This window comes from Nocardia sp. NPDC050712, from assembly GCF_040654295.1.
Classification (GTDB): Bacteria; Actinomycetota; Actinomycetes; order Mycobacteriales; family Mycobacteriaceae; genus Nocardia.
Genome location: NZ_JBFAHT010000003.1, coordinates 1,533,981 through 1,559,081, shown reverse-complemented (window position 1 = coordinate 1,559,081; position 25,101 = coordinate 1,533,981). Strand labels below are relative to the sequence as shown.

The following is a 25,101-nucleotide window of genomic DNA, read 5'->3' as shown; positions in this document are numbered from 1 at the left end:
TCGCCGACTGTAGCAGGGACAAACCAGGCACCAGCCACGAGGCGCTCAACGTCACATCCGGTATCTCGAGATTATCGAGCCGGACGCCGTTTGTGGGTCCTACGTCCGGCGGCCGGCGCGGGGCCGGCCGCCGACCGGGTTCACCACTGACCGGGCTGGTAGTCACCGGCCGGGACGCGGGCGATGACGTTCATCCGGTTGTAGGCGTTGATCAGGGCGATCAGCGAGATCAGGGCGGCGATCTGATCGGCGTCGTAGTGCTTTTCCACCTGGGCCCAGGTTTCGTCGGTGACGCCGTGGTGGGCGTCGGCCAGGCGGGTGCCCTCCTCGGTCAGGGCCAGGGCGGCACGCTCGGCCTCGGTGAAGACGGTGGCTTCGCGCCAGGCGGCGACGAGGTTCAGGCGCACCTGGGTCTCACCGGCGTGCGCGGCGTCCTTGGAGTGCATGTCGGTGCAGAAGCCGCAGCCGTTGATCTGACTGGCGCGCAGCTTCACCAGTTCCTGGGTGGGCTTGGGCAGGGCCGAGTTGTCGACGACCAGACCGGCGTTGCCGATGCGCTTGGTGAACTTGGCGCCGTTGTCGTTGCCGTAGAAATCGAAGCGAGCGTCCATGGTGGGCCTTCTTTCATCCTGTGTGTGTTGGCTTCACAGAGACGACGACGCGGCCGCACCGGGTGTGACATCGGCCGGTCAGCCGAACCGGTAGGTGACCCCGGTCAGCTTCTCGGACAGCTCCCACAGCTCACGCGCCACCCGCTCGTCGCGCGAGGCCTTGTTCTGCCCGCAGCGGATCGGATAGCCGCGCAGCCCGCCGATCCCCTCGGGTCCGTAGTACCCGCCCGGCTCCGCATCGGCAGTCGCCGCGAAAAGCTGTGGCAGCGCGCCCTTTTCGGCACTCTGCGCAATGATGCGGTCACCGAGGATCATGAGCGTGTCGAAGAACGATTCGGTGTGCTTGGTCAACTCGGTGGCGGCATAGCCCGGATGGGCGGCGGTGGCGAGCTTGGCCGACCCGGCCGCGGTCAGCCGGCGCTGCAATTCGCCGGTGAACAGCAGGTTGGACAGCTTGGACTGACCGTAGGCCAGCCAGCGGTCGTAGCGGCGCTGCTCCCAGTTCGGGTCGCCGAGATTGATCCGACCGAATCGGTGCCCCCAGCTCGACACGGTCACCACCCGGTCGGTGATCTTGTCCAGCAGCAGGCCGGTCAGCGCGAAGTGCCCGAGATGATTTGTCCCGAACTGCATTTCGAAGCCCTCGGCGGTGCGACCGAGCGGCACCGCCATCACCCCGGCGTTGTTCATCAGCACGTCGGCCCGGTCCACCGACTCCGCGAATTCGCGCACCGACGCCAGATCCGACAGATCGAGCTTGCGCACCTGGGCCCGCTCCCCGATCTCGGCGGCGACCACCTGTGCCTTCTCCAGGTTGCGGCAGGCCAGGATGACCTCGGCGCCCGCGGCGGCCAGCGCGCGTGCCGCCGCGGCCCCCAATCCGCTGTTCGCGCCGGTGACGATGACCCGCCGCCCGCTCTGATCGGGGATGTCCGAATTGTCCCAGCCACTCATGATCCGGAGTCTAGTTAGAGCGAGCCGCCTCCGCCGACCAGCCAGGGATTGAAGGCGCACACCAGGTCCGGGAAGGCGACCGGATCCAGGGCGCGCAGCGTAATCGCCGCTGCCCGAGGCGAATACATCATCGTCAGGTGATCGGAGAAGTCCTGCTCGCACTCGTCCTGGAGGGTGATGTTGGCGACGGTCGCGCCGGGTCCGGCCGTCAGGAAGGTCAGCTGGTAGGGGTTGGTCACCTCGTCGTAGCGCGAACCCACTGCGGTGTAATCGATTCCGGGCACGGTGTCACCGTCCCGGTTCAGGTTGCGCACGAACGGCGAATCGACGGTCTGCTGAATATTGCCGTGGCCGACGAAGAGTTCGTAGAAGCCCAGGATGTCGAGGCCGAGATTGTTGATCATCCGGCCGAGTGTCGCGATCCCGAGCAGCGAGGTGCCGTGGTGGGTGGCGCCGAAGCTGATCAGCCGCTGCACTTTCGGCGCTCCGCCCTCGAACTTCAGATACTGGTTGGCCACGGTGCCGCCCTGCGAGTGCGCGACCACGTCGACCTGCGCCGCGCCGGTGGCCGCGAGCACCTGATCGACGAACACCGCCAGCTGCCGCGCCGAGTCCTCCATATATCCAACGCCGTTGCGCCCCGGCATGATCGGCCCGAGACCGCCGCCCTCCAGCAGGTTGGCCTGGCCGTAATTCAGTGCGAAGACACAGAATCCGGCCCGGGCCAGGCGCGGGGACAGGTAGGCGAAGCTGTCGTAGGCGTTCATCCAGGTGCCGTGCATCAGCACCACCGGGCGCGGATGCGCCGCGCTCGGACGGCAATTCCAGTCGTTGGCGCCCGCCGGTGCGGCATTCGGATTCAACAGCCCGTAGCCGAATGCCGCTACGGCGGAGCTCAGTTCGGGACCGGCACCGGCCGCCACGGCCGAGCGGCTGCCCGAGGAGCCGGAGCTGCTGCCGGAGTCCGCGACCGCCACGGGCCGACCGCCCCGATTGATGCTGTCGGCCAGTTCCTGTTCGGTCGGCGCCTGCGGTTCCTCGGCGCCCGCGCCCGGCGCTCCCACGCCGATCAGCAGCGCCGCGGCCGCGGCGATCACCGCGCTGGCGAGAGCTCTGCCCCGCAGCCGGACGGTAGGTCGTGTCATCCCTGAACCTCCTCGAGCGCGCCGTCATTGGCGCCGTACGGACGGAGGCTAACGGTGTTAGTTTTGAGTTGAACCCGATCCGGCGACAGCTCTGGAGCTTCCCATCAGCCCCGCCCACCCGGATGTGAGCTATGCACAACGGGTCAGCGGGGCCGGGCGATGATGCCGAGCAAGTCGCCCGCCGTGACTGTCCGAGCGCTGAATCCCGCCGCTTCCAGGTGCTGAATCAGAGTGCCCGGCGGCGGTTTCGGACTTGTCGCGCCGGGGCTGCCGTAGCCGTAAAACAGATTGAGGGTCCCCGCGGCGGCCAGCAGATCCCGGACCAGCGCGAGCTCGGCATCGGGCCGTCTGGTCCAGAACAGGTTGACGTTCACCGCCAGGATCTTGTCGAAAGTGCCCGCGCCGAAGTCGACTCCCGCCACCGCGCGGCCTGCGCGCAGGTGTTCCAGCCCGGCGTGCACCAGCCGGACCCGGCCCGAATCGATCAGCGCCGCATGACGTTCGGTAGCCCGGGTGATGGCCGTGGCGGAACGGTCGATCCCCACGTAGTGACCCGCGTCCAGCGCCCGCGCCACGCAGGCGATGGACTCGCTGGCGCCCGGACCGATCTCCAGCACCCGATCCCCCGGCCGCACCGCCATGGTGTCGACGATCCACCGGAAACGCGCGTCCTCCGCCATAGCCGCAAATCTAGGACGGCGCCGCCCGCGAGTCCGGGGATTGCGGCGATCAGATCGGCCACTCCGGTGCGGGCAGGCCCGAATCGGTGTGCAGCCGCCCGGCCATCCAGGTGTCGCGCCGCAGCCCGCGTTGCGTGCTGCCCAGGCGCAGCATGCCCTCGTAGTGAAAACCGTTGCGCCGCGCCACCGCCGCCGAGGCGTGATTGCCGACGAAGGCGCGCCAGCTGATTCGCTGCAAGCCCAGGGTGGCGGGGTCGAAACCGGCAGCGCAGACCAAACCCAGCGCCCGCGACATCAGCCCGCGCGAGCGCTGCTCGGGCACCAGCCAGAAGCCGACCTCGGCGGCGGAGACATCCTGTGCCTCCAGCCCGATCATGCCGATCACCGGGCCGTCCTGCGCCGCGCGCACCGCCCAGGTCGGGCTGCGGCCCGCCCAGCCGGGCCGGACCAGATCCGTGAGGAAGGCCTCGGCGTGCTCGCGCCGGTACGGCACCGGGATGGTCACCCACTCGCCGATCGACGGATGCTGGCAGCAGGCGACGATGGTGTCGATATCGGCCTCGGTGGGCGGCGACAGCCACACGGTGCCGTCGGAGAGCGCGCGTTCCTGCACAGCACTCATGGTGTCATGCGTATCCGGTGCGCCGGCCGTATCCTCGGGCCCCGTAGAATCCACCCGGTGGTTGCCGCTTTTCTCGCTGATCTGTTCGAATCGCATCGAACGCATCTACTTTCCGTCGCCTACCGGTTGACCGGAAGTGTCAGCGACGCGGAAGACGCGGTCCAGGAGAGCTGGCTGCGCCTGGCGGGCGTGCACCAATCCGAGATCGAGGATCTGCGGGCCTGGCTGACCACGGTCGTCACCCGGATCTGCCTGGATCGCCTGCGCAGCGCCGCGGCGCGCCGGGAAGCCTATGTGGGGCAGTGGCTTCCGGAGCCGGTGGTCACCGGCTTGACCGGCTCGCGGACCGCCGATCCGCTGGAGCAGGTGGTGCGCAAACAGGAATTCCGGATGGCGGCGATGGTCGTGCTCGACACCCTGACCCCCGCGCAGCGCGTGGCTTTCGTGCTGCACGACGGGCTTGCGGTGCCCTTCGACGAGATCGCGGACATCCTGGGGATTTCCGCCGATGCCGCCCGGCAACTGGCGGTGCGGGCCCGCAAAGCGGTGGCCGGTGTCCCGGCGCCGGTGCCCGATGCCGAGCACGAGGCCGCGGTGCGCCGCCTGCTGGACGCGCTCGCCGCCGGTGATGTGGGCGCGGTAACCGCTGCGCTGCACCCGGATTCGCGGATGGTCGGCGATGCCAACGGCACCACGTCCACCGCGGTGAATGTGATCGACGGCGCGGACCGGATCGCCAGGTTCCTGCTCGGGCTGACCGGCAGGTACGGCATCGGCACGGACGGCGCCGCCACCATGCGCTACGAATTCGCGCTGGTGAACGGGCAATTGGGCCTTATCGTCAAGCGCGACGACGGCCCGGCGCGGGTGGTCGGCTTCACGGTCAGTGCCGGAACCATTTGGGGCACTTACGATCACGCCAATCCCGCGAAACTCTCCGGTGTGCGTATCTGAGTGACCGGGCCGGACCCTCATCGCCCGACCCGGTCGATACTCGGAATTACGGGATGGTGGAGCCGGTGAACCAGTCGCCGGTGGAGGAACCGGTGCCGTGGTTGCCCGTCGAGGAACCACCGAAGAAGTCACCGGTGGAGGAGCCGAGGAAGCTGCCGCCGATGAGATCGTGTGCGATATCGCGAAGGTAACCCAGTGCTGCTCCGGCGACCTCCGACGCGGCCGGCTGCAGTACCAGGTCCAGATACGAGGCCATGAACGCCCCTTTCGAGAATCCGCCCGGAGGGCGGTTTTTTGTGAGGTAGAACACGGCGAGGCTAGCTGCCGTTCAGAGAACTCACAACCACGCAGGTAGAAGCCTCGAACTTAAAGTGAAACATAGCCTTTCGCTATCTATTGGCAACGGCAGCGACAGCTGGGCTACCCTTTCAGGGTGTCCACGAGCTCCGCGACCGTCGCCCGCCTGCGCCCCTTCGCCTCGACGATCTTCGCCGAGATGACCGAACTCGCCGTCCGTCACGACGCGGTGAATCTCGGCCAAGGCTTCCCCGACACCGACGGCCCCGCCGCGATGCTCGAGGTCGCCCGCCAGGCCATCGCCGACGGGCTCAACCAGTACCCGCCCGGCCGCGGCATGCCGGTGCTGCGCCAGGCCATCGCCGCCGACCGGGCCCGCCGCTACGACCTGCGGTACGACCCCGACACCGAGGTGCTCGTCACCGTCGGCGCGACCGAGGCGATCGGTGCCGCCCTGCTCGGGCTGGTCGAGCCGGGCCAGGAGGTGGTGCTGATCGAGCCGTACTACGACTCCTACGCCGCCGCGGTCGCGCTGGCCGGCGCCACCCGGCGCACAGCGCGCCTGGTCGCCGACGGCGACCGCTTCGTGCTGGACCTGGACAGCCTGCGCGCCGCCATCACCCCGGCCACCCGGATGATCGTGGTCAACTCCCCGCACAACCCGACCGGCACCATTCTCGAGCGCGCCGATCTCACCGCCATCGCCGAACTCGCCTGCGAGCACGACCTGCTGGTGCTCACCGACGAGGTCTACGAGCACCTCGTCTTCGACGGCCGCGAGCACATCAGCATCGCCACGCTGCCCGGCATGGCCGAGCGCACCGTCGTGGTCTCCAGCGCCGCGAAGACCTTCAGCGTCACCGGCTGGAAGACCGGCTGGGCCTGCGGCCCGGCGCGGCTCATCGACGGCGTGCTGGCCGCCAAGCAGTTCATGTCCTTCGTGGCGGGTGGCCCGTTCCAGCCCGCCGTCGCCTATGCCCTCGAGCACGAACTCGACTGGGTGGGCACGCTCCGGGACACGCTGTCGGACCGGCGCATCCGGCTCGCGGCCGCGCTCGCCGACACCGGCTTCGACGTGAAGTCCAGCGCGGGTGGCTATTTCGTCTGCGCCGACATCACGCCCATGGGCCGTACCGACGGGCTCCAGTTCTGCCGCGAGCTGCCCGAGCGCCTCGGCGTGGCCGCCGTGCCGGTCAGTGTCTTCGCCGACGACAAGAAATCCTGGGATGCGCTGGTGCGCTTCACCTTCTGCAAGCGGGACGAGACGATCGACGAGGGCGTGCGCCGGCTGCGCGCGGGCGTGCGCGTCTAGCTGTCGGCCGCGTGCCGGGATTGCGGTGCGCGCCACTCGAATCGGCGCGCGAGCAACCGGAACGTAATGGCCAGCGATGCGGCCAGGAAGCCGGTCCACACCTGATAGAGACCGAAGTGCAGGAGCACTGCGGTGGCGGAGGCGCCCAGCAGCGCGGGGACCGCGTACAGATCCTGATCGGGGCGCAGCACACTCGGCACCTGGCCGCCGAGCAGATCGCGGATCACGCCGCCGCCGATCGCGCTGACCATCCCCAGCAGCGCGGCCGAGGGTGCGCCCGCGCCGTGCGCGTAGGCGATGGCGGTCCCGGTCACGCAGAACAGGCCGAGGCCGATCGCGTCGGCGATCTCGAGCGGGCCGCGGGTCAACCGCGCCGAGGGGTGCCGGAAGAAGATGACCAGCGTGACGAGCAGCGCCGCGCTGAGATAGGTCAGGTCCGTGAACGCGGCCGGTGGCGTGCGCCCGACCAGCACATCGCGCAGCACGCCGCCGCCGAGCGCGGTCGAGCAGGCCAGCACCGCCATGCCGAAGATATCGAGGTTCTTGCGCACCGCGAGCAGCGCCCCGGAGGTCGCGAACGCGATCACGCCGAGCAGCTCGCCGCCGTGCTGCGCGGCGTTCGCGGCGGAGTCGAACTGACCGGCCAGCAGCATCGTCCCAGCGCTCATCCATCGCTCCCTTCGTGCGCCCTGCCCTGCAGGTTGGCACGCCGGGAGCGCTGCGCGGCCCGCGACACCCGGTACGGGCTCAGGCGGGAACGGGCCGGGCCTTGTCGGTGGCCAGTTTGATCGCGATCGCGCCCAGCATCGACCCCATCACCCAGCGCTGGGTCCGCAGCCACAGCGGCCGGGCGGCCAGGAAGCCCGAGATGCCGCCGGCGCCGAGCACGATGAGCCCGTTCACGGTCAGCGCCACCACGATCTGCACGGCGCCGAGGCCGAGGCTCTGCAACCAGACCTGCCCGCGTTCGGGCGCCACGAATTGCGGGATCAGCGCCATGTACATGATCGCGATCTTCGGATTGAGCAAATTGGTGACCAGCCCCATGGTGAACAGCCGCCGGGCCGGGTCCACCGGCAGGTCGGCGGGCGCGAACACCGAGGCGCCGCCCGGTTTGACGGCCTGCCACGCCAGCCACAGCAGGTAGGCCGCCCCGGCCAGCTTCACGGCCAGGTACAGCCCCGGCACCACCGCGAACACCGCGGTGATCCCGGCGGTCGCGGCCGCGAGATACACGCCGAAACCGGCGGCGACGCCGCCGAGCGAGACCAGCCCGGCCCGCCGCCCCTGTGACACCGTGCGCGACACCAGATACATCATGTTCGGCCCGGGGGTCAGCACCATCCCCAACGCCGCTGCCGCCACACCTACAATCGCCGCCGTCTGCATGCTTCGATCCTGGCCCGCCGCACCCGGTTCCGTCGCGGTCCACTTCGAGGTCCGTGGCCTGGCAACCCTCGTGTGACGCAGACCACTTTCCGGTGCGATCAGTTCGCGGGGGCCGCGGCGTCTGATCACCTGAACCCACTCGATGGAACAGAAAGAGATGATGACGATGAGCGACTTCTCCTACCGCCTGACCCGCACCCTGGACGCCCCGGTCGCCGCCGTGTGGCAGGCCTGGACCGACGAGAAGCAGTACGAGCAGTGGTCCTACTCCGCGCCCGGCTCCGTGCACCAGGACGTGCGCCCCGGCGGCGCCTGGACCACCACCGTGGTCGACCCCGCGGGCAACCGGCACGACATCAAGGGCAGCTACCTCGAGGTGGAGCCCGAGCGCCTGCTGGTCATGGATATGGCCACGCCGACGGGCAGCACCGTGATGAAGCTCGAACTGACCGACAAGGGCGCCGGCACCGAGGCAGTGCTCAGCCAGGACTGCGCCTCGGCCGAGGAGCGCGACATGGCCGAGCAGGGCTCGACCATGCTGCTGGACTCGCTGACCGCGTTCCTGGCCGCGTCCTGAGCCCTCAGGCCTCGGCGAGCACCTCGTCGTCGCTCATCGCGGCGACCTCCAGGTACAGGGCGGCCACGGTCTCCAAGCGCCCCGCGGCGCCGCGCGCCTGCTCACGCTCGAGCAGGCGCCGGGCCAGGCCGGCGATGGTGCGCCCGGCCAGCAGATCGGCGACGCGCGCGTCCTCGATCTCCAGCCATTCCCGGGCGCGGGCCACCGCGGTGGTCGCGAGCACCGAATCGCCGCCGATCGCGAAGAAGTCATCGTGCACGCCGACCCGTTCGGCACCCAGGACCTCGGCCACGATCGTGGCGAGCGCGCCCTCCAGCGCGGTGGCGGGTGCGGCCGCGGCGGCCGCGTTCGCATCCGGCGCCAGCAGCGCGGTCACCGCGCGGCGATCCAGTTTCCCGTTGGCGGTCAGCGGCATCTGGTCCAGGATCTCGATCCGCGTCGGAATCATGTAGGCGGGCAACAGATCCCGGACGGCGGCCACGATGTCCGCGGCGCTGCCGGCAGTGCCCGCGACCGCCGCGACCAGCTTGGGCGCGCCCGTGCCGACAACGGCGGCCACCGCGTGCCGCACGCCCGGCGCGGTCCGCAGACCGGCCTCCACCTCGCCCAATTCCACGCGGTAGCCCCGGATCTGCACCTGATGGTCGGCGCGGCCCAGGAATTCGATGGTGCCGTCCGGCCAGTAGCGCGCCATGTCGCCGGTGCGGTACCAACGCAGATTGTCATGGGTGACAAAACGTTCGGCGGTGCGCTCCGGGTCGTTGCGGTATCCCGCCGCGACATTGGCGCCACCGACCCAGAATTCGCCCGGCACCCAGTCCGGGCAGTCCCGGCCGGCCGAATTCACCACGCGGCAGCGCACATTGCGCAGCGGGACACCGAACGGAACGGTGGCCCAGTGCGCGGGCGGGTCGGCGACCTCGCAAATCGTGTTGTGGATCGAGGTTTCGGTGGCGCCGCCCAGGCCGGAGAACCGGCAGCCGGGCACCTGCCGGGCCAGTCGGCGGGCCAGGTCGGCCCCGACCCAGTCCCCGCCCAGGGTCACGGCGCGCAGCGCGTCACCCAGGTGCTCGCCGCCGATCTCCAGGATCATGTCGAGCATGCTCGGCACGCAGTTCAGGATCGAAACCCGATGGTGGGTCAGCAGTTCCACCCAGCTGGTGGCCTCCTCGCGCTGCGCCGCCGAAAGCGCCACCACCGTGCCGCCGACCGCGAACATGCCGAACATGTCGTACACCGAGGCGTCGAACTCCAGCGCCGACAGGCCGAGCACGCTGTCGTGCGCGCCGACCTCGAACCAGTCGTTCACCGCGTCGATGGTGTTCATCGCGCCGCGATGCGGCACGTCGACACCCTTCGGCAGGCCGGTGGAACCGGAGGTGAACAGCACATAGGCGATCGACTCCGGATCCGGAAGCACCGGCGCGCCCAGCGGATTCGGGTGCCGGCGGGCCGCCGAGAGCGGCACGCAGGTGATGCCGGGACTGTCCAGGTCGGCGTCGTCGACGGTGAGCGCGGCGAGCACGTCGCCGGTGCGCAGGATCTCCGCGCGCCGGCCGACCGGCTGGTCGAACCCGATCGGCACATAGGCCGCGCCCGCCGCGAGCACGCCGAGCACGGCCAGGATCTGATCCGGGCCCTTGGGCAGCTGCACCGCGACCGTCGCGCCCGGGCGCACCCCGGCCTCGTGCAGCGCGGCCGCCACCGAAAGAGCCTGCGCGGCAAGCTCCGCGTAGCTCCAGCCACCGTCCGCGCCGTCGCGCGTCCAGCGCACCGCCGGGGCGTCCGGCGTGGCGCGGGCGTGGTCGAAGAAACCCTCGTGCAGCACGCGGCCGGACACCGGTCCGTCGGTCGCGTTCACCGTGGCACGCGTCGCGGCCTGGGAAACCGGCAGTCGCACCGCGGCTTCCGCGCTCCAGCCGGCCTCCCCCGCGCCGAGCCGGCCGATCGCGTCGGTGTACCGGGCGAACATCGCGTCGATCATGCCGGCCGGGAACGCGGACTCGCGCACATCCCAGTTCAGCAGCAATCCGCCGCGCACCTCGGTGACCTGCGCGTCCAGCAGCACCTGCGGGCCTTGCGAAATGATCCACACCGGTTCGCCGAAGGTCTCGGTGACCGCCGTGGCGAACAGTTCGCCCAGGTTCAGCGCGCTGGTGTAGACGATCGGCGCGAGCACCGGTTCCCCCCGCCGGCGCCCCAGATCGCGGAGCACCTCGAGACCGGAATAAGCGGTGTGCGCGCCGCTTTCGTGCATGGCGCGCTGCAGCGCCTTGGCCCGCTCGGCGACCGTCACGTTCGCGCTGACGTCCACCTCGAGCATGATCGAGGAGGTGAAGTCGCCGATCACCCGATCGATGTCCGGATGCACCGGTTCCCGGTGGAACAGCGGCACATTCAGCAGGAACCGGCTCTGCGCCGACCAGCCGCCGATGGTCTCGGCGAAGACCGCGGCCAGCGCCATGGCCGGGGTGATGCCCCGGGCGTGCGCCGCGGCGAGCAACCGCTCCTTGGCCTCCGGCGCGAGCCAGTGGTTGTAGCGGACGGTGCGGTGCGGGTCGGCCCGCTCGCTGACCGGAATGGTCGGCAGCTCGGGGGCGCCGGGCAATTCCGGCAACCGGTCCTGCCACCACTGCTTGTCGCGAGCGCGCGCGGCCGTGTCGACCGGGCGCTCGGTGCGGTAGCGGCGGTAGCTGTAGCCCTGCTCCGGGACGGTACCGCCGTGGTAGAGCTCGGCCAGATCCGAGATCAGCACGCGGTAGCTCATCGCGTCGCCCGCGAGCATGTCCACATCCAGGTGCAGCCGGGTGCGATCGCCGGGGAGCAGGCTCAGCGTGATGTCGAGCACCTGCCCGTCCTCGATCGCCAGCCGCTGATGAGTCTTGGTGTCGCGCAAGCGCTCCAGCTCCGCCTCGGCGGACTCCGGCGCGTGCGTACGCAGGTCGACCACCGCGAAAACGGGGACCACCGGGGCGGGGATCGCCTGCTGGGTGCCGTCCGGCAGAACTTTCGTCCGCAGCATCGGATGCACCGCGACGAGGTCGCTCACTGCCCGGCCCAGACGCTCGGGATCGACACCGGCGCCGTCGAACTCGACGTAGAGGTGCGCGGCGACGCCGCCCAGGTCCTGCTCGTCGGAGCGCCCGATCCAGTAGGCATGCTGCATGGCCGCCAGCGGGAACGGCGCGTTCTCGTCCGGCGTGCCCGCCGCGACCGCGACCGGCTCGGCCGGGGCGGCGGGTTCATCGCTGCCGCCGAGCAATTCGAACCACCCGTCGACCGTCGGGTTGGCCGCCAGTTGCGCGAAGTTGATGTCCAGCCCGCGTTTGCGCCAGCCGCCGGCGAGCTTCATGGTGCGGATGGAATCCAGGCCGAGCTGGATCAGGTCGGCGTCGGCGCCGACGTCACCGGCCTCGATGCCCAGTTGCGTGGCGATGGCGGCCCGGATCTCGTCCCGGCTGATCTGCGCTGACTCCATGTTCGGCCGTCACTCCTCGGTTGCCGCCGCGCGCGGCGGCTCACTACTGCTCGCGCCAAGAGTATCGCACTGAGATAGGGTTGCCTAACCTACATAGAGGCCCCCGATTTCCCCCAGCATGTGAGGCAGCCCGTGACTTCCACGCCCACCGACCACCGCGCCGGCTATGTACCCTTCCCCGATGCCGCGGCGGAGTCCTACCGCGCGGCGGGCTTCTGGGCCGGCCGCCCGCTGGGCGACCTGCTGCGCACCGCCGCCCGGGCACACCCGGACCGCCCGCTCCTGCTCGACGACGCCGCGGTGCGAAGTTATGCACAGGTGGACACAGCCGCCGATCGGATGGCGCACGGCCTGCTCGCACTCGGTATCGCGCCCGGCGATCGGGTGGTCGTGCAACTGCCGAACATCCCGGAGTTCCTGACCGTGCTCTTCGGCCTGCTGCGCGCCGGGATCATCCCGGTGCTCACGCTGCCCGCGCACCGCCGGGCCGAAATCGAGCATCTGGCACGGCTTTCCGACGCGGTCGCCTATGTGATCGCCGACCGGCAGGGCGATTTCGACTACCGCGAACTGGCCTCGACGGTCCGCGCGGCGGTGCCCGCGCTGCGCCACGTCCTGGTCGCCGGCGACCCGGGCGAGTTCACCGCTTTGAACTCGGTGCCCCGCGACGGCACGGCGCTGCCCGAGATCGATTCCCGCGACATCGCGCTCATGCTGGTCTCCGGCGGGACCACCGGCCTGCCGAAGCTGATCGCGCGCACCCACGACGACTATGCCTACAACGCCACCGCCAGCGCGGCGGTCTGCGAGCTCGGCGCCGCGGACGTCTATCTCGCGACATTGCCCGCCGCGCACAACTTCCCGCTCGCCTGCCCCGGCATCCTCGGCACCATCGCGACGGGCGGCGCGGTCACCTTCGTCACCGATCCCAGCCCGGAGAACGCCTTCGCCGCCATCGAACGCCATCACGTGACGGTGACCGCGGTGGTGCCGCCGCTGGCGCAACTCTGGTGCGCGGCCACCGAATGGGAGGACGCCGACCTGAGTTCGCTGCGCCTGCTCCAGGTCGGCGGCGCCCGCCTGGCCGAGGTGAACGCCAAGGAGGTCACGCCCGCGCTCGGCGCCACCCTGCAGCAGGTGTTCGGCATGGCCGAGGGCCTGCTCAACTTCACCCGCCTCGACGACGCCGCCGAACTGCTGCACACCACCCAGGGCCGCCCGCTGTCGGCGGCCGACGAGATCCGGGTCGTCGACGGCGCCGGCAACGACGTCGAGCCGGGCGCGGAGGGCGAACTGCTCACCAAGGGCCCCTACACGATTCGCGGCTACTACCGCGCCCCCGAGCACAACGCGCGCGCCTTCACCCCCGACGGTTACTACCGCAGCGGTGATCTGGTGCGGCAGCTGCCCTCCGGCCACCTCGTCGTCTCCGGGCGGATCAAGGACGTCATCAACCGCGGCGGGGAGAACGTCTCCTGTGACGAGCTCGAGGAACACCTGCTCGCGCACCCCGCGGTCCGGCACGCCGCCGCGGTCGGCCTGCCGGACGCCGCGCTCGGCGAAAAGGTCTGCGCCGTCCTGGTTGTCGACGGCGACCTGCCGACCCTCGCGCAGATCAAGACCTTCCTCAGCGACCGCGGCCTGGCCACCTACAAGCTGCCGGACGTGCTCCGCCGCGCGGACACCTTACCGGTGACCGCGGTCGGCAAGATCGACAAGAAGGCGCTGCGCGCCGCGCACTGAACGAACCGGCTGGGCAGCGCTTTTCGGCGCTGCCCAGCCCCCGGCCTCAGGCCTTGACCACGTAAGGCGCGACGCTACCCAGCTTTTCGCAGGTCTCCTCGAATTCCCGCTCCGGGCGTGACTGTCCGACGATGCCCGCGCCCGCCCGCAGCCAGGCGCCCTCGGCGTTCTGGTAGACCGCGCGCAGCACCAGCGTCGCCTCCAGCGCGCCGGACGGCGAAATCGTCACCACGGCACCGGAGTACAGCCCGCGGGTCGCGCCGTCGAGCCGGAAGACCGAGTCGACGCCGGCCCGCTTGGGAATGCCGGACGCGGTCACCGACGGGAACAGAATCTCCAGTGCGTCCCAGGCCGAGCGACCCGGGGCCAACCGGCCACGCACCGTGGAGGCCAGGTGCTGAACGCTGCCGCGCTCGCGCACCGCCATGAAATCCGAGACCGCGGTGCTGCCCGGATCGGCCACCGCGGCGATCTCCGCGAACGAGGTCTGCACCGAAATCGCGTGCTCCACGATCTCTTTCGGGTCGCTGAGCAGATCCGCCCGCGCCGCCTGGTCGACGGTCGCACCGAAGCCGAAGGCCCGGGTGCCCGCCAGCGGCTCGGTGGTGACCACTCGCTGCTCGTCCACCGAGGCGACCAGCTCGGGACTGAAGCCCGCCGCTTCGAGTCCGCCCAGCCGCAGCAGGAACGACCGCGCCGGCGTGTTGTTCGTGCGCCCGAGCCGGTAGGTGGCGGGCACGTCCACCGCGAAGGGCAGTTCGACCTTCCGGGACAGAATGACCTTCTGGTAACGCCCGGACCGGATTTCGCCGACCGCGGCCGCGACCCGGTCCCGGTATCCGGTCGGATCCGCACGGACGTCGGCGGGCTCCGCCTGCGGCAGCGGGCTCAGCTGCGAGGCCGTGATGAGCTCGCGGATATCGGCGGCCTCGGCCTCGGTGGCGCCCGTGATGCGCACGCCGGAGTCGTCGAAGACGACCTCGAGCCGCGGAATCATCAGGTGCGCCAGTGGTGTCCGCTCGGCCACGTGGGCGGTCGCGTCCAGCGCCCAAGCGCAGAACTCGAAGCCGATCCACCCGTAGGCCTTCCGCGCACCCACCGGCAGCAGGCCCAGCGCGCGATCCAGCACCGCGGCCGGTTTGCCGGCCCAGCTGCTCACGGTGGTCTGCCCGGCCCAGGTCACTCGCAATTCGTGAGCGTCCAGTTCGACGCCGCCGATCGGGTCGGCCGCGAACACCCACTCCCCCGGACGCTCGTACATGACGTACTCGCCGAACCTCTCCGCGGCCGCCAGCTGGGACACTGCTGCCGCCGGATCGGTTACATACACCACGCGCAAGCGCTCGTCCGTGGTCGACAACGGTCCTCCAAGGTAATGCTGACCTAACTTTGGGAAGTAAGGTTAGCATTACCTGGCCGATGTGGCCGGGTGTCGAAAGACACTCGTTCCACAACTCAGCAAACCCCGCGCCGCGGCCGGTGCGATACCCCGCCCGGCACAGCTCGATTCGGCGCCGATGCGAGTCAAGCGCCCGAGATACCTGCGCGATTCGCCCGGTGCCGCTTGAATAGGGGGAACGCCGTCGCGGAGGGACAGTCATGATCGATCACGGCCGGGGTGCATCCGCACCGGCTCAGCGCACGACGCCGCCCGCCTCGGTGGTGGCCTTGATCGAGGCCTCCTCACCCGTGGAGCGGCAGCTCGTCGGCGACTGGCTGACGGCGGGCGGTATCGCCCGCGAGTTCGGCGCGAATGCGCCCGTGACGCAACTGGATATGGACGCGGGCGCGATCGCCACCCGCCTGGTCGGCAGGCACGACGATCCGCTGGTGGTCCCGGTGCGGGTGCTGTGGCTGCCGCCGGAGCGCGACGGCGTGCGCCGTATCACGTTCACCGACCTGGCCACGATGACCAACCCGCGCAAGCCGAACCGCCTCGCGCAGCGCCGACTCGCGCGCAGGGAACCGGACCGGCACGTGGTGCTCACCGGCCGCCCCGCGCTCCTCAGCGAACTTCAAGCAAATAATCCGGAGGCGACAGCGATGCTGTCGACCGGCTCCGGCGAGCCGCTGGCCCGCGCCATCGTGCGCGCCGGCGTGGTGGCGCTGGAACGCGCCGAGCGCACCATCATCGGCGACCGCTACAAGGTGCCGCGGCTGGTGGCCGAGGAAATCCTGGACCGCCCCGAGTTCCTGCGCCGGCTGGAGTTGATCGCCGACCAGACCGAGACGCCCACCCACGAGGTGTACCGCCGCGCGGAGAAAGGGCTCAACGAACTCGTCGCCGCGCAGTCCCGGCTCGTCTCGGACCTGTTCACCCAGGCCATGCGCCCGGTGCACGCCTCGACCTGGAAGGTCGACACCGACGAATCCGGCCTGGCCACGCTGCGCACGCTCAACCGGCGCTATCCCCTGGTCTTCCTGCCCTCGCACCGCTCCTACGTGGACGCCTTCGTGCTCGGTGACGTGCTGGCCCGCAACGACTTCCCGCCGAACCACGTGATCGGCGGCGCGAACCTGAGCTTCTGGCCGATGGGGCCGATCGCGCGGCGCACCGGCACCGTGTTCATCCGCCGCAGCTTCGGCGAGGACGAGGTCTACAAGGCGGTGGTCGAGGAATACTTCGCCTACCTGCTGGCCAAGCGCTTCAACCTGGAGTGGTACTTCGAAGGCGGCCGCACCCGCACCGGCAAGCTGCGCCCGCCGCGCTACGGACTGCTGAACTACCTCGCCGCCGCGGTGCGCCGGAACCGGGTCGACGACGTGCTGCTGGTGCCGGTGTCGATCACCTACGAGCGGCTCAACGAACTCGGCGCGATCGCCAGCGAACAGGTCGGCGGCAAGAAGAAGCCGGAGGGCCTGGCCTGGCTGGCGCGCTACGTGCGCAGCCAGCAGCATTCGGCCGGACACGTGTATGTGCGCTTCGGCGAACCACTCTCGGCCCGCGATCGGCTGGCCGCGCACGGCGACCCGCTGAGCGAGCCGGCCACCGCGATACCGCTGCACCGCACCGACGCCCAGGGCACCGAAAGCGTCGCCGCACCCGACGCCGAGGTCGAGGAGCAGGAACGGAAGGCCGTGCAACGCTTGGCCTTCGAGATCGCCGTCGGCATCAACGCGGTCACCCCGATCACCGTCAACGCGCTGGCCACGCTGGCCCTGCTCGGCGTGCACGATCGCGCGCTCACCCTGGGCGAGGTCCGGGCCGTGCTCGATCCGGTGCTGCACTACATCGACAAGCGCGGCCTGCCCAGCGGCGAACTCGCCGCCCTGCGCGACGAGCAGAGCCTGGCCGTGGTGCTGGAACAGCTTTCGCTGGCCAATGTGGTCACCATCTACCGGGGCGGGCTGGAACCGGTGTTCTCGATCGAGCCGGGCGCGCACCTGGAGGCCGCGTTCTACCGCAACAGCGGCGTGCACTGGTTCGTCGACCGGGCCATCCTCGAGCTGTCCATCCTGGCCGCGATCGAATCCGAGGATCCGGATCAACTGCGGGCCGGTTGGGACGAGGCCTACGAACTGCGCGATCTGCTCAAGTTCGAGTTCTTCTTCCCGGACCGGGCCGGCTTCGCCGCCCGGATGACCGACGAGATGCTGCTGGTCGACCCGCAGTGGCGCAGCCACACCCGCGAGGACACCTTCGGCGCCGACATCCTGGACCGGCTCACCGAGTCCGGCTTCATGATGGCGCACCGGGTGCTGCGCTCGTTCTTCGAAGCGCAGCTGGTGGTGGCCGAACGGCTGGCGGCCCGCGATCCGGGGCTGGAGGTGGACCGCAAGCAGTTCATCGACGAGTGCGTGAAGGTGGGCAGGCAGATGCTGTTGCAGCAGCGGCTGCACAGCCCCGAGTCGGTCTCCACCGAATTATTCACCAGCGCACTGAAGCTCGCCGACAATCACGGCCTGCTCACGCCGGTGGGCCAGGAGTCGGCCAAGGACCGCGCCGCGCTGTCCGAGCGCCGCGCCGCCTTCGCCCAGCAGCTGCGCACCATCACCATCCGGATCTCGCGCGCGGCCGCGCTGGACCCGTCCAACCGGGAGCCCGCGCAGTGAACCTGGAGGAGACGCTCACCGCGATCCGCACCGGGCCGCAGGGCCCGCGGATCGCGGCCATCTTCGATTTCGGCGCGGTAGTCGACGGTTTCACCCGGCCTCGGCTCTACCGGCGGATCTTCCAGCGCGACGCCACCGCCACGGCGACCCTGCTCGGCGGCATCCGCAACGGCCTCACCGACGGCGAGTACAGCCGGTTCCTGCAGCAGGCCTCCTTCGCGCTGGCCGGCCAGCGCGAAGCCGACCTCGACGCGCTGGGCGTGCAGCTGTTCAAGAGCACCGTCTACGGGCACCTGTATCCCGAAGCGTGGCAGCTGATCCGGACCCACGAGGCCGCGGGCCACACGGTGGTGCTGGTCAGCGCGCTGACCCGGTTCCAGGTGGCGCCCGCCGCCGCGATGCTGGGCATCCCGCACGTGCTGGCCACGCCGATGGCGACCGTCGACGGGACGCTCACCGGGTACGCCGAGGGGAAAACCCTGTGGCGCAACGGCAAGGCCGACGCGGTCCGCGCCTTCGCCGCCGACCGGGAGCTGGATCTCGCGCGCAGCTACGGCTATGCCGACGGGGTGTCCGACCTACCCTTGCTCACACTGCTCGGCCACCCGACCGCGGTGAACCCGGAACGCAAGCTCACCGTCGCCGCCGCCGAGCACCGGTGGCCGGTCCTGACCTTCCGGCCGCGCCAGTCCCCGCACGCGACCGACTATCTGCGCACCGTCGCGGCGTTCATCGCCCTGCTGGGCGGCGCGTTCGCCGGGGTGCTGAGCAAGTCCTACACCCGGCAGCGGCGCAAAATGGCCGACGCCCTGATGGATTACGGCACCGGAGCCACCCTGACGGTGCTCGGCGTGCGCCTGCGCGTCACCTCCGGCGCCGAATACGCGCACACCCCGCGGCCCGCGGTGTTCCTGTTCAACCATCAGAGCCAGTTCGACGTGATCATCGTGCCGAAGGTGCTGGCCGGCGGCGTCACCGGCATCGGCAAGAAGGAACTGACCAAGAACCCCGTCTTCGGACCGCTCATGCGCTTCGTCGGCGTCACCTTCATCGACCGCAAGGACGCCGTGGGGACCCGCGCCGCGCTGGAGCCGGTGGTGCGGACGCTGCGGGACGGGCTGTCCATCGCGATCGCGCCGGAGGGAACCCGGTCCTACACACCGGAAGTCGGGCCGTTCAAGAAGGGCGCGTTCCACATCGCGCGCCAGGCGGGCGTCCCGGTGATCCCGATAGTGATCCGCAACGCGGGTGAGATCTCCTGGCGCGATTCGATGATCGCGCGCCGGGGCACGGTCGACGTCGCCCTGCTCCCGCCGATCGACGTCGGCGCCTGGGATCCCGCCGCGCTGGACGACGAGGTCGCGGCCGTCCGGCAGCTGTACCTGGACACGCTGCTGGATTGGCCCGGCGCCGAGTGATCTGGAACACGCTGCGGCACACAGGGGTTGACCCAAACAATTGTTGAGGTTTCAGGATGGTCTCACACGAACTTCACAGCCACACCTCAGGAGATCATCATGAGCACCACGACCGCCATCGCCACCACCACCGCCCGCATCCCCGCACTCAGCCGTCCGGTCGCCGTCCTCGGCGCGACCGGCGCGGCCCTGCTGGCCAACCTGATCGTCTGGCTGCTCGGCGCGGCCGCCGGCGGCTCCTTCGAAATGACCACCGACGGCGTGACCGCTAGCGTGGCGCCCGGCGGGATCATCATGTTGACCGTCGTCCCACTGCTGATCGGGCTCACCGTCGCCGCCCTGGTGTCCTACAAGTGGGTCGGCGTACTGCGGGTCGCCGCGGTCGTCGGTTCGGCGCTCGCCGTCGCCACCATCGGCCTGACCGTGGCCGCCGACTTCGACACCGCCTCCACGATCGCGCTCTCGATCACGCACCTGACCCTGGTTCCGGCCATCGTCGTGGCCACCGAAGGCCTGCGCCGCAAGCTGATCGGGGCGTGAGCGAGCGAAAAGCCCCGCATCCGGATCGGATGCGGGGCTTTCGCGCGTGCGGGGTCAGACGGAGCGGCCGAACAGCAGCTTCCACGGCATCAGCGCCGACTCCAGCTGCACCTTCAGGCTCATTTTCGAGGCGCCGAGGGTGCGCTCCTCGAACCGGATCGGCACCTCCGCGATGTGGAAGCCCTTCTTCACGGTCCGGTAGTTCATCTCCACCTGGAACGAGTAGCCGTTGCTCTTGATCGAGGCAACGTCGATGGCGCGCAAGGTATCCGCCTTCCACGCCTTGAACCCGGCGGTGGCGTCCTTGACGCCGAGCCGCAGCAGCAGGTTCACGTAGAAGTTGGCCCACGCCGAGAGCGCCTTGCGGTACCACTTCCACTCCGTGGCGGTGGACCCCCCGGCGACGTAGCGCGACCCGAGCACCACGCCCGCGTCGGTGGTCGCCAGCTTCTCCAGCATCGCCGGAATGACCTCGGCCGGATGCGACAGATCGGCATCCATCTGGATGACCACATCGGCGCCCTCGTCGAGCGCCCGGGTAATCCCGGCGATGTAGGCCCGGCCCAGGCCGTCCTTTTCGGTGCGATGCAGCACCCCGACCACGTTGGGCAACTCGGCCGCCAGCTTGTCGGCCACCTCCCCGGTGCCGTCGGGGGAATTATCGTCAACGACGAGCACATGCAGGTCGGACACCGGAAGCGCCGTCAGCCGCTCCACCGCCACCGGCAGATTCTCCCGCTCGTTGTAGGTCGGCACAACAACGGTAACCCTCAAGGGTCGCCCTCCCTGCTCACCAGCATTCGTCGGATTTCTCAGAAACTTACCGAGAAACCGTACTTGATCGATCTGACCGTGCCCTGAGCAGTTCCACCTAGACCCGCGCGGGCCCGCTCAGTTCCCCCAGGAGTCCTTCGCGTCCTCCCCCTCATTGCGGGCCTTCGCGATCTCCAGCGCCTGCTCGGCGGTCGCCTGATCCGGATAGGGGCCCATCCGATCCGCGAACCAGCACTTCTTGCCCTGCTCGGCCCGATGATGCTTCAGGCAGTAGTACCACTGTTGATCAGCCATGCCTCCAGCATCCCACCGTCGCGCAAAAAATCCCCCCGACTAGGTCGAGGGGATTTCGATTTGTGGCCAGAGCCGGGATCGAACCGGCGACCTACCGCTTTTCAGGCGGTCGCTCGTACCAACTGAGCTACCTGGCCGCAGACACCCGGAGCGAATGCCATGCTAATGCGAAACGCCGGATTACTCCGGCGTTCACACACTTGCGACCCTGACGGGACTCGAACCCGCGACCTCCGCCGTGACAGGGCGGCGCGCTAACCAACTGCGCCACAGGGCCTTGCTGTGCTACCAACAGTCCGAAGACCGTACCCCCTACGGGATTCGAACCCGCGCTACCGCCTTGAAAGGGCGGCGTCCTAGGCCGCTAGACGAAGGGGGCTCGTCCCAGATTGCTCTGGACCGGCTTTCAACGGTGTAGTGCGTTCCGTTGGGAGCTCGCATAGCTTATGACAGCCTCGCCGAGAGTTCCAAATCGGCTGGTCAGAGCGCCAATCCGAGCTCTTCGAGCCGTGCCGAGGCCCGCCAGCCGTCGGCGCGGAACTTCTCCGCCCACTCCGGCGTGGCCATCGACTCGACGATAACCTCCAGCGCTTCGGCGAACCGGCCGCGTAGCTCGATGCCGCCGCCGAGGGTGTCGACCAGGTAGCGCTGGCCGGCCAGCGCGGCCGTCAGCGTGCGGGTGAAGCGATCCGGATCGGCGTCCTGACGTAGCTGCCCGTGTTCGATCGCGCGCACCGTGAGGGTGCGCGTCGCCCGGGCCAGGATGCGCCCGCCGCCGGACTGCACGTCCCGATAGAAGTCGGGTTCGATGATGAGCCGGTTCTCGGCCTGCACGATGATGTCGTGCTCGAGCCGCAGCGCCATCTCGTCGATCATCCCGTGCAGGGTGTCGAGTGGGCCGAGATCTGTTCGTGTGAGCCATCGTTCGGCGGAGGCGCGATAGCGCTCCACCGCCGTCTCCAGGACCGCACGCGCCAAGTCTTCCTTCGAATCGAAATGGAAGTACATGGCGCCCTTGGTCGCGCGGGAACCTTCCAATATGCGGTTGAGCGATGCAGCGGCATAGCCGCTCTTCCCGAACTCAACGGCGGCAGACCTGATTATCGCCGCACGTGTCCGGCGGGCCCGCTCTTGCTGCCGTGCCATGCTCGAAACGCCTCCGAAGCCTTATCGCCGCCAATCGAACCCCCCGAAATGGAACGGACCCCTTGGCGCGAAGTTATGGGATTTTTCAATACTTCAAACCGGTTTGTTGCCCGGTTTTCAAACTTTCGGTACGAAAACTATGCGAAAACCTGAAACACACCAGCTGGTATAGTTTTCCTGCCCGGGTGCGCTGCAGGGGGTGCGCACCCGGGTTCGTCTTCTCGGATCAGCCTCCTGCGGCGTCGACTCCTGGGAAGTCGCGACCGGCCGTAGCGTTCGCGACACGTTGGGGCACAACAAAGATAAGCCGAATTCCAGACCACCGGCCGCGCCGACGATTCGTCCGGAATTCACCAATGCGTCACGGTACCCGGAATCATCACCCGACACGCGGCAAACCGAAGAGTCAGATAGCCAGGATGTCGAACTAAGCGTTACAGCAAATGATCGGCTAACTTCAGGGCTGGTCCGGCCGGGTACCCAATTCGCCAGCGCCGCAGTGCCGTTCACCCGAACCGGCCGGTGCGGCCGCCCACGAGCCCGACCGCGCGCGACATCGCCTCACGCCTCGGCTCTCCGCCCCCGGACTCCGCCTCCACACCCCCAACGACTGCAAAGCCTTTGGTGCACAACATATTTCGATGATATCCCGGAGTGTGTCGAATGAACAAAGCTGGGGGGCAACCAGTTACCGCCAAGATCGCTGCGACCGTCCCGTGCGTTACCCGGCCCCGCTAACCCCGCGCTGCCGCCGGCCCGGGTTCCGAACCCGACCACTCCCCCGGTTATGGGTTCGGCCCCGCGCCTATTACACTGCCCCTCGCGCCCCTATAGCTCAGTTGGTAGAGCTACGGACTTTTAATCCGCAGGTCGTAGGTTCGAGCCCTACTGGGGGCACTCCCGCAGGCGTCCGGTTCCCACCGGGCGCCTGACTCGTACCCGGGGCCGAACGCCCGCTCCGGCAGGCCATCCCGCCCGCGGTGGTCCCGCACGGCCCGCGCCACGCCGGACGCGCTAACAACTTCGCGCCCCTGCCGATAGACCACCCGGTGGCACGCGGACACGATCCTCGAGCCTCCCGGGAATTCACCGAAGAGGCATACACTCGGCCGCACGTGGTACCCCGGGACTGTCGTATGAGGTGTATCACCGGGCCCGATTTTGTCAGGTGTATGCGTTTCGCATCACACCTACGGTGCCGTAAGGTATGGCCGCATCGGCACGGTCTACTCGGGGAAGACCTGCAAGCGTGGACGCACTCAATGAAGGGCTATTACATGGCAAGGGATCTGACTCAACTCGAGCTGCTCACGGAGTTGGAGCCGGTTGCCGAAGAAAACGTCAACCGGCACCTCTCCCTGGCAAAGGAATGGCATCCGCACGACTATGTCCCGTGGGACGAAGGCCGCAACTTCGCGGCACTCGGCGGGGTGGATTGGGACCCGGAGCAGTCCCAGCTGAACGAGGTCGCGAAGGCGGCCATGATCACGAATCTGCTGACCGAGGACAATCTTCCGTCCTACCACCGCGAGATCGCCGAGAACTTCTCGATGGACGGCGCCTGGGGCACCTGGGTCGGTCGCTGGACCGCCGAGGAGAACCGGCACGGCATCGTGATGCGCGACTACCTGGTCGTGACCCGTGGCGTGGATCCGGTCGCGCTGGAGAACGCGCGCATGATCCACATGACCAACGGGTTCGCCTCCCCCACCGAAGCCGACGCCGGGTTCCTGCACTCGGTCGCCTACGTGACCTTCCAGGAGCTGGCCACCCGCGTCAGCCACCGCAACACCGGCCGGGTCTGTGACGACCCGATCGCCGACCGCATGCTGCAGCGTGTCGCCGCCGACGAGAACCTGCACATGATCTTCTACCGCAACCTGTGCGGCGCCGCCCTCGATCTGAGCCCGGACCAGGCCATCGAGGCGATCACCCTGATCCTGGAGAACTTCCAGATGCCCGGCGCCGGCATGCCCAACTTCCGGCGCAACGGCGTGCTGATGGCCAAGCACGGCATCTACGACCTGCGCCAGCACCTCGAGGAAGTGGTGCAGCCGGTGCTCAAGAAGTGGGACATCTTCGAGCGCACCGACTTCACCGCCCGTGGCGAGCAGGTGCGCGAGCGCCTCGGCCTGTTCCTGGAGAAGCTGGCCGGCGACGTGATCAAGTTCGAGGAGCAGCGCGACCGCATGCTGGCGCGCGAGGCCAAGAAGCGCGATCTCGCCAGTGCGGGCGCCACCAGCTGAAAAGCCCCGCCCAGCAACACGATCGAAAACGAACGAGCCGCCACCGGATTCACGGGGGCGGCTCGTTCGTTATTGCATTAACTCCGCGCCGAGGTTATTGCTTCAACCTCGATATCACTTCAACGGCAATGCGCCGTCGACACCGCCGACGTCGGTGATCTTCCAATCCGACTTCTGATCGACGGTCACGTTGTAGGTGACCGTCGTTTGCGCGCCCTCGGGACTCTGCGCATTAGTCGAGGAGACGTTCACGAACACATTCACCTTGTAGACGCCATTGTCGTCGGAGATCACCTTGGCGGTGATCGGAGTGGCGGTCGACGCCCACTTCAACGGGACCAGAATCTGTTCGAGCTTCGGGGCCGTCGCATCGAATTTGTTGGACAGCTGCGGAGTCGTATTGGCTTTCAGCTTCGCGACCCAGGCATTGATGTCCTGATAGTTCACCGTGGCCGCGCCGATCGCGTAATCGGTGGCCACCTGTTCGGCATGCACGTTGTCGGCGGCCTGGGCGTTCTTGTCGTCCAGATCGCCCTTCGCCGAGACCCACAGGAACCCGAACACACCCGCCAGTACCGCGAACAGCACGGCGGCCGCGCCCAGCAGGAGAGCGGACAGCGGCAGCGACACCGTCGCACCCGGCGACCGGGCCGGAGCGTGGTACTGCGCGGCCTCGGGCACGGGCGTGCCCTCCGGCTCCTTGTCCAGCTTCACCGTCTGTTCGCCGTCTTCGTTCGCTGCCATCTGGGTCCTCTCCGATGGGTGGTTGCCGAGTCCGCGACCCGCCTCTGATTACTCGCGGCATTGCAATGCCCCAGGTACAGGCTACTGAGCCCACCTGAGCGAACCCGCCGCCCCCATGAACGAC

Annotated in this window: 22 protein-coding genes and 4 tRNA genes; 9 read left to right on the top strand and 17 right to left on the bottom strand. The window is 69.0% G+C overall.

Annotated elements, in window-relative coordinates:
• Nucleotides 1-140: 140 nt before the first annotated feature.
• The 5 genes from AB0H76_RS27715 to AB0H76_RS27695 form a co-directional block, all read right to left on the bottom strand.
• The gene (locus tag AB0H76_RS27715) at nucleotides 141-611 is read right to left on the bottom strand and encodes a carboxymuconolactone decarboxylase family protein (protein WP_357329636.1); all 471 of its coding nucleotides are present in this window, start codon (nucleotides 609-611) and stop codon (nucleotides 141-143) included.
• 78 nt (nucleotides 612-689) lie between these two features.
• Nucleotides 690-1,565, bottom strand: coding sequence for an oxidoreductase (locus tag AB0H76_RS27710; protein WP_357329634.1), 876 nt, complete (start codon nucleotides 1,563-1,565; stop codon nucleotides 690-692).
• A gap of 14 nt (nucleotides 1,566-1,579) precedes the next feature.
• Nucleotides 1,580-2,710: an alpha/beta fold hydrolase gene (locus AB0H76_RS27705; protein WP_357329632.1), complete on the bottom strand. Its 1,131-nt coding sequence runs from the start codon at nucleotides 2,708-2,710 to the stop codon at nucleotides 1,580-1,582.
• 143 nt (nucleotides 2,711-2,853) lie between these two features.
• Nucleotides 2,854-3,390, bottom strand: coding sequence for a methyltransferase domain-containing protein (locus tag AB0H76_RS27700; RefSeq protein WP_357329630.1), 537 nt, complete (start codon nucleotides 3,388-3,390; stop codon nucleotides 2,854-2,856).
• Nucleotides 3,391-3,439: 49 nt separating this feature from the next.
• Entirely contained in the window at nucleotides 3,440-4,012 is a 573-nt protein-coding gene (locus AB0H76_RS27695; protein ID WP_357329628.1) for a GNAT family N-acetyltransferase, read from the bottom strand.
• A gap of 57 nt (nucleotides 4,013-4,069) precedes the next feature.
• Here AB0H76_RS27695 and AB0H76_RS27690 point away from each other — a divergent pair, with 57 nt between their 5' ends.
• Nucleotides 4,070-4,966 carry a sigma-70 family RNA polymerase sigma factor gene (locus AB0H76_RS27690; protein ID WP_357329626.1) on the top strand — a complete coding sequence of 299 codons (897 nt, stop codon included), beginning with the start codon at nucleotides 4,070-4,072 and terminating at the stop codon, nucleotides 4,964-4,966.
• Between the two features lie 46 nt (nucleotides 4,967-5,012).
• On the opposite strand, the gene AB0H76_RS27685 is transcribed toward AB0H76_RS27690, so the two are convergent.
• Nucleotides 5,013-5,222, bottom strand: coding sequence for a hypothetical protein (locus tag AB0H76_RS27685; protein WP_357329624.1), 210 nt, complete (start codon nucleotides 5,220-5,222; stop codon nucleotides 5,013-5,015).
• A gap of 177 nt (nucleotides 5,223-5,399) precedes the next feature.
• Between AB0H76_RS27685 and AB0H76_RS27680 the strand changes: the two genes are divergently transcribed.
• Nucleotides 5,400-6,575 (top strand): pyridoxal phosphate-dependent aminotransferase, encoded by a 1,176-nt coding sequence (locus tag AB0H76_RS27680; protein ID WP_357329622.1) that lies wholly within the window; start codon nucleotides 5,400-5,402, stop codon nucleotides 6,573-6,575.
• Here the strand turns inward: AB0H76_RS27680 and AB0H76_RS27675 are convergent.
• Nucleotides 6,572-7,243 carry a trimeric intracellular cation channel family protein gene (locus AB0H76_RS27675; RefSeq protein ID WP_357329621.1) on the bottom strand — a complete coding sequence of 224 codons (672 nt, stop codon included), beginning with the start codon at nucleotides 7,241-7,243 and terminating at the stop codon, nucleotides 6,572-6,574. The two genes, AB0H76_RS27680 and AB0H76_RS27675, sit on opposite strands and share 4 nt — an antisense overlap.
• Before the next feature lie 79 nt (nucleotides 7,244-7,322).
• Nucleotides 7,323-7,919: a LysE family translocator gene (locus AB0H76_RS27670; protein WP_357329619.1), complete on the bottom strand. Its 597-nt coding sequence runs from the start codon at nucleotides 7,917-7,919 to the stop codon at nucleotides 7,323-7,325.
• A gap of 187 nt (nucleotides 7,920-8,106) precedes the next feature.
• On the opposite strand from AB0H76_RS27670, the gene AB0H76_RS27665 reads away from it, so the two are divergent.
• Nucleotides 8,107-8,541 (top strand): SRPBCC domain-containing protein, encoded by a 435-nt coding sequence (locus AB0H76_RS27665; RefSeq protein ID WP_357329617.1) that lies wholly within the window; start codon nucleotides 8,107-8,109, stop codon nucleotides 8,539-8,541.
• Between the two features lie 4 nt (nucleotides 8,542-8,545).
• Here AB0H76_RS27665 and AB0H76_RS27660 read toward each other — a convergent pair whose 3' ends face one another.
• Complete coding sequence (locus AB0H76_RS27660) at nucleotides 8,546-12,019, bottom strand: amino acid adenylation domain-containing protein (RefSeq protein ID WP_357329615.1); 3,474 nt, start codon at nucleotides 12,017-12,019, stop codon at nucleotides 8,546-8,548.
• A gap of 132 nt (nucleotides 12,020-12,151) precedes the next feature.
• Between AB0H76_RS27660 and AB0H76_RS27655 the strand changes: the two genes are divergently transcribed.
• Complete coding sequence (locus tag AB0H76_RS27655; RefSeq protein WP_357329613.1) at nucleotides 12,152-13,762, top strand: AMP-binding protein; 1,611 nt, start codon at nucleotides 12,152-12,154, stop codon at nucleotides 13,760-13,762.
• A 46-nt stretch (nucleotides 13,763-13,808) separates the two neighbouring features.
• On the opposite strand, the gene AB0H76_RS27650 is transcribed toward AB0H76_RS27655, so the two are convergent.
• Nucleotides 13,809-15,122 (bottom strand): salicylate synthase, encoded by a 1,314-nt coding sequence (locus AB0H76_RS27650; protein ID WP_357329611.1) that lies wholly within the window; start codon nucleotides 15,120-15,122, stop codon nucleotides 13,809-13,811.
• Nucleotides 15,123-15,361: 239 nt separating this feature from the next.
• On the opposite strand from AB0H76_RS27650, the gene AB0H76_RS27645 reads away from it, so the two are divergent.
• The 3 genes from AB0H76_RS27645 (at nucleotide 15,362) to AB0H76_RS27635 (ending at nucleotide 19,773) form a co-directional block, all read left to right on the top strand.
• The gene (locus AB0H76_RS27645; RefSeq protein ID WP_357329609.1) at nucleotides 15,362-17,815 is read left to right on the top strand and encodes a glycerol-3-phosphate 1-O-acyltransferase; all 2,454 of its coding nucleotides are present in this window, start codon (nucleotides 15,362-15,364) and stop codon (nucleotides 17,813-17,815) included.
• Nucleotides 17,812-19,233, top strand: a complete 1,422-nt coding sequence (locus tag AB0H76_RS27640) for an HAD-IB family hydrolase (RefSeq protein ID WP_357329607.1) — start codon at nucleotides 17,812-17,814, stop codon at nucleotides 19,231-19,233. Before AB0H76_RS27645 ends, AB0H76_RS27640 begins: the two co-directional genes overlap by 4 nt.
• 99 nt (nucleotides 19,234-19,332) lie before the next feature.
• On the top strand, nucleotides 19,333-19,773 hold the full coding sequence (locus AB0H76_RS27635) for a DUF6069 family protein (protein ID WP_357329605.1): 441 nt from the start codon (nucleotides 19,333-19,335) through the stop codon (nucleotides 19,771-19,773).
• A 54-nt stretch (nucleotides 19,774-19,827) separates the two neighbouring features.
• On the opposite strand, the gene AB0H76_RS27630 is transcribed toward AB0H76_RS27635, so the two are convergent.
• The 6 genes from AB0H76_RS27630 to AB0H76_RS27605 form a co-directional block, all read right to left on the bottom strand.
• Nucleotides 19,828-20,547, bottom strand: coding sequence for a polyprenol monophosphomannose synthase (locus AB0H76_RS27630; RefSeq protein ID WP_357329603.1), 720 nt, complete (start codon nucleotides 20,545-20,547; stop codon nucleotides 19,828-19,830).
• A gap of 117 nt (nucleotides 20,548-20,664) precedes the next feature.
• On the bottom strand, nucleotides 20,665-20,841 hold the full coding sequence (locus tag AB0H76_RS27625; RefSeq protein WP_357329602.1) for a hypothetical protein: 177 nt from the start codon (nucleotides 20,839-20,841) through the stop codon (nucleotides 20,665-20,667).
• Between the two features lie 63 nt (nucleotides 20,842-20,904).
• A tRNA-Phe gene (locus AB0H76_RS27620) sits at nucleotides 20,905-20,978 on the bottom strand.
• A gap of 66 nt (nucleotides 20,979-21,044) precedes the next feature.
• Nucleotides 21,045-21,118 (bottom strand) — tRNA-Asp (locus AB0H76_RS27615).
• Nucleotides 21,119-21,147: 29 nt separating this feature from the next.
• Nucleotides 21,148-21,220, bottom strand: a tRNA-Glu gene (locus tag AB0H76_RS27610).
• A gap of 101 nt (nucleotides 21,221-21,321) precedes the next feature.
• Nucleotides 21,322-21,987, bottom strand: coding sequence for a TetR family transcriptional regulator (locus AB0H76_RS27605; RefSeq protein WP_357329600.1), 666 nt, complete (start codon nucleotides 21,985-21,987; stop codon nucleotides 21,322-21,324).
• An 824-nt stretch (nucleotides 21,988-22,811) separates the two neighbouring features.
• Between AB0H76_RS27605 and AB0H76_RS27600 the strand changes: the two genes are divergently transcribed.
• Nucleotides 22,812-22,884 (top strand) — tRNA-Lys (locus AB0H76_RS27600).
• 380 nt (nucleotides 22,885-23,264) lie between these two features.
• Entirely contained in the window at nucleotides 23,265-24,233 is a 969-nt protein-coding gene (locus AB0H76_RS27595; RefSeq protein WP_357329598.1) for an acyl-ACP desaturase, read from the top strand.
• 114 nt (nucleotides 24,234-24,347) lie between these two features.
• Here AB0H76_RS27595 and AB0H76_RS27590 read toward each other — a convergent pair whose 3' ends face one another.
• A complete protein-coding gene (locus tag AB0H76_RS27590; RefSeq protein ID WP_357329596.1) occupies nucleotides 24,348-24,977 on the bottom strand; it encodes a hypothetical protein in 630 nt (209 codons plus the stop codon).
• Nucleotides 24,978-25,101: the final 124 nt, after the last annotated feature.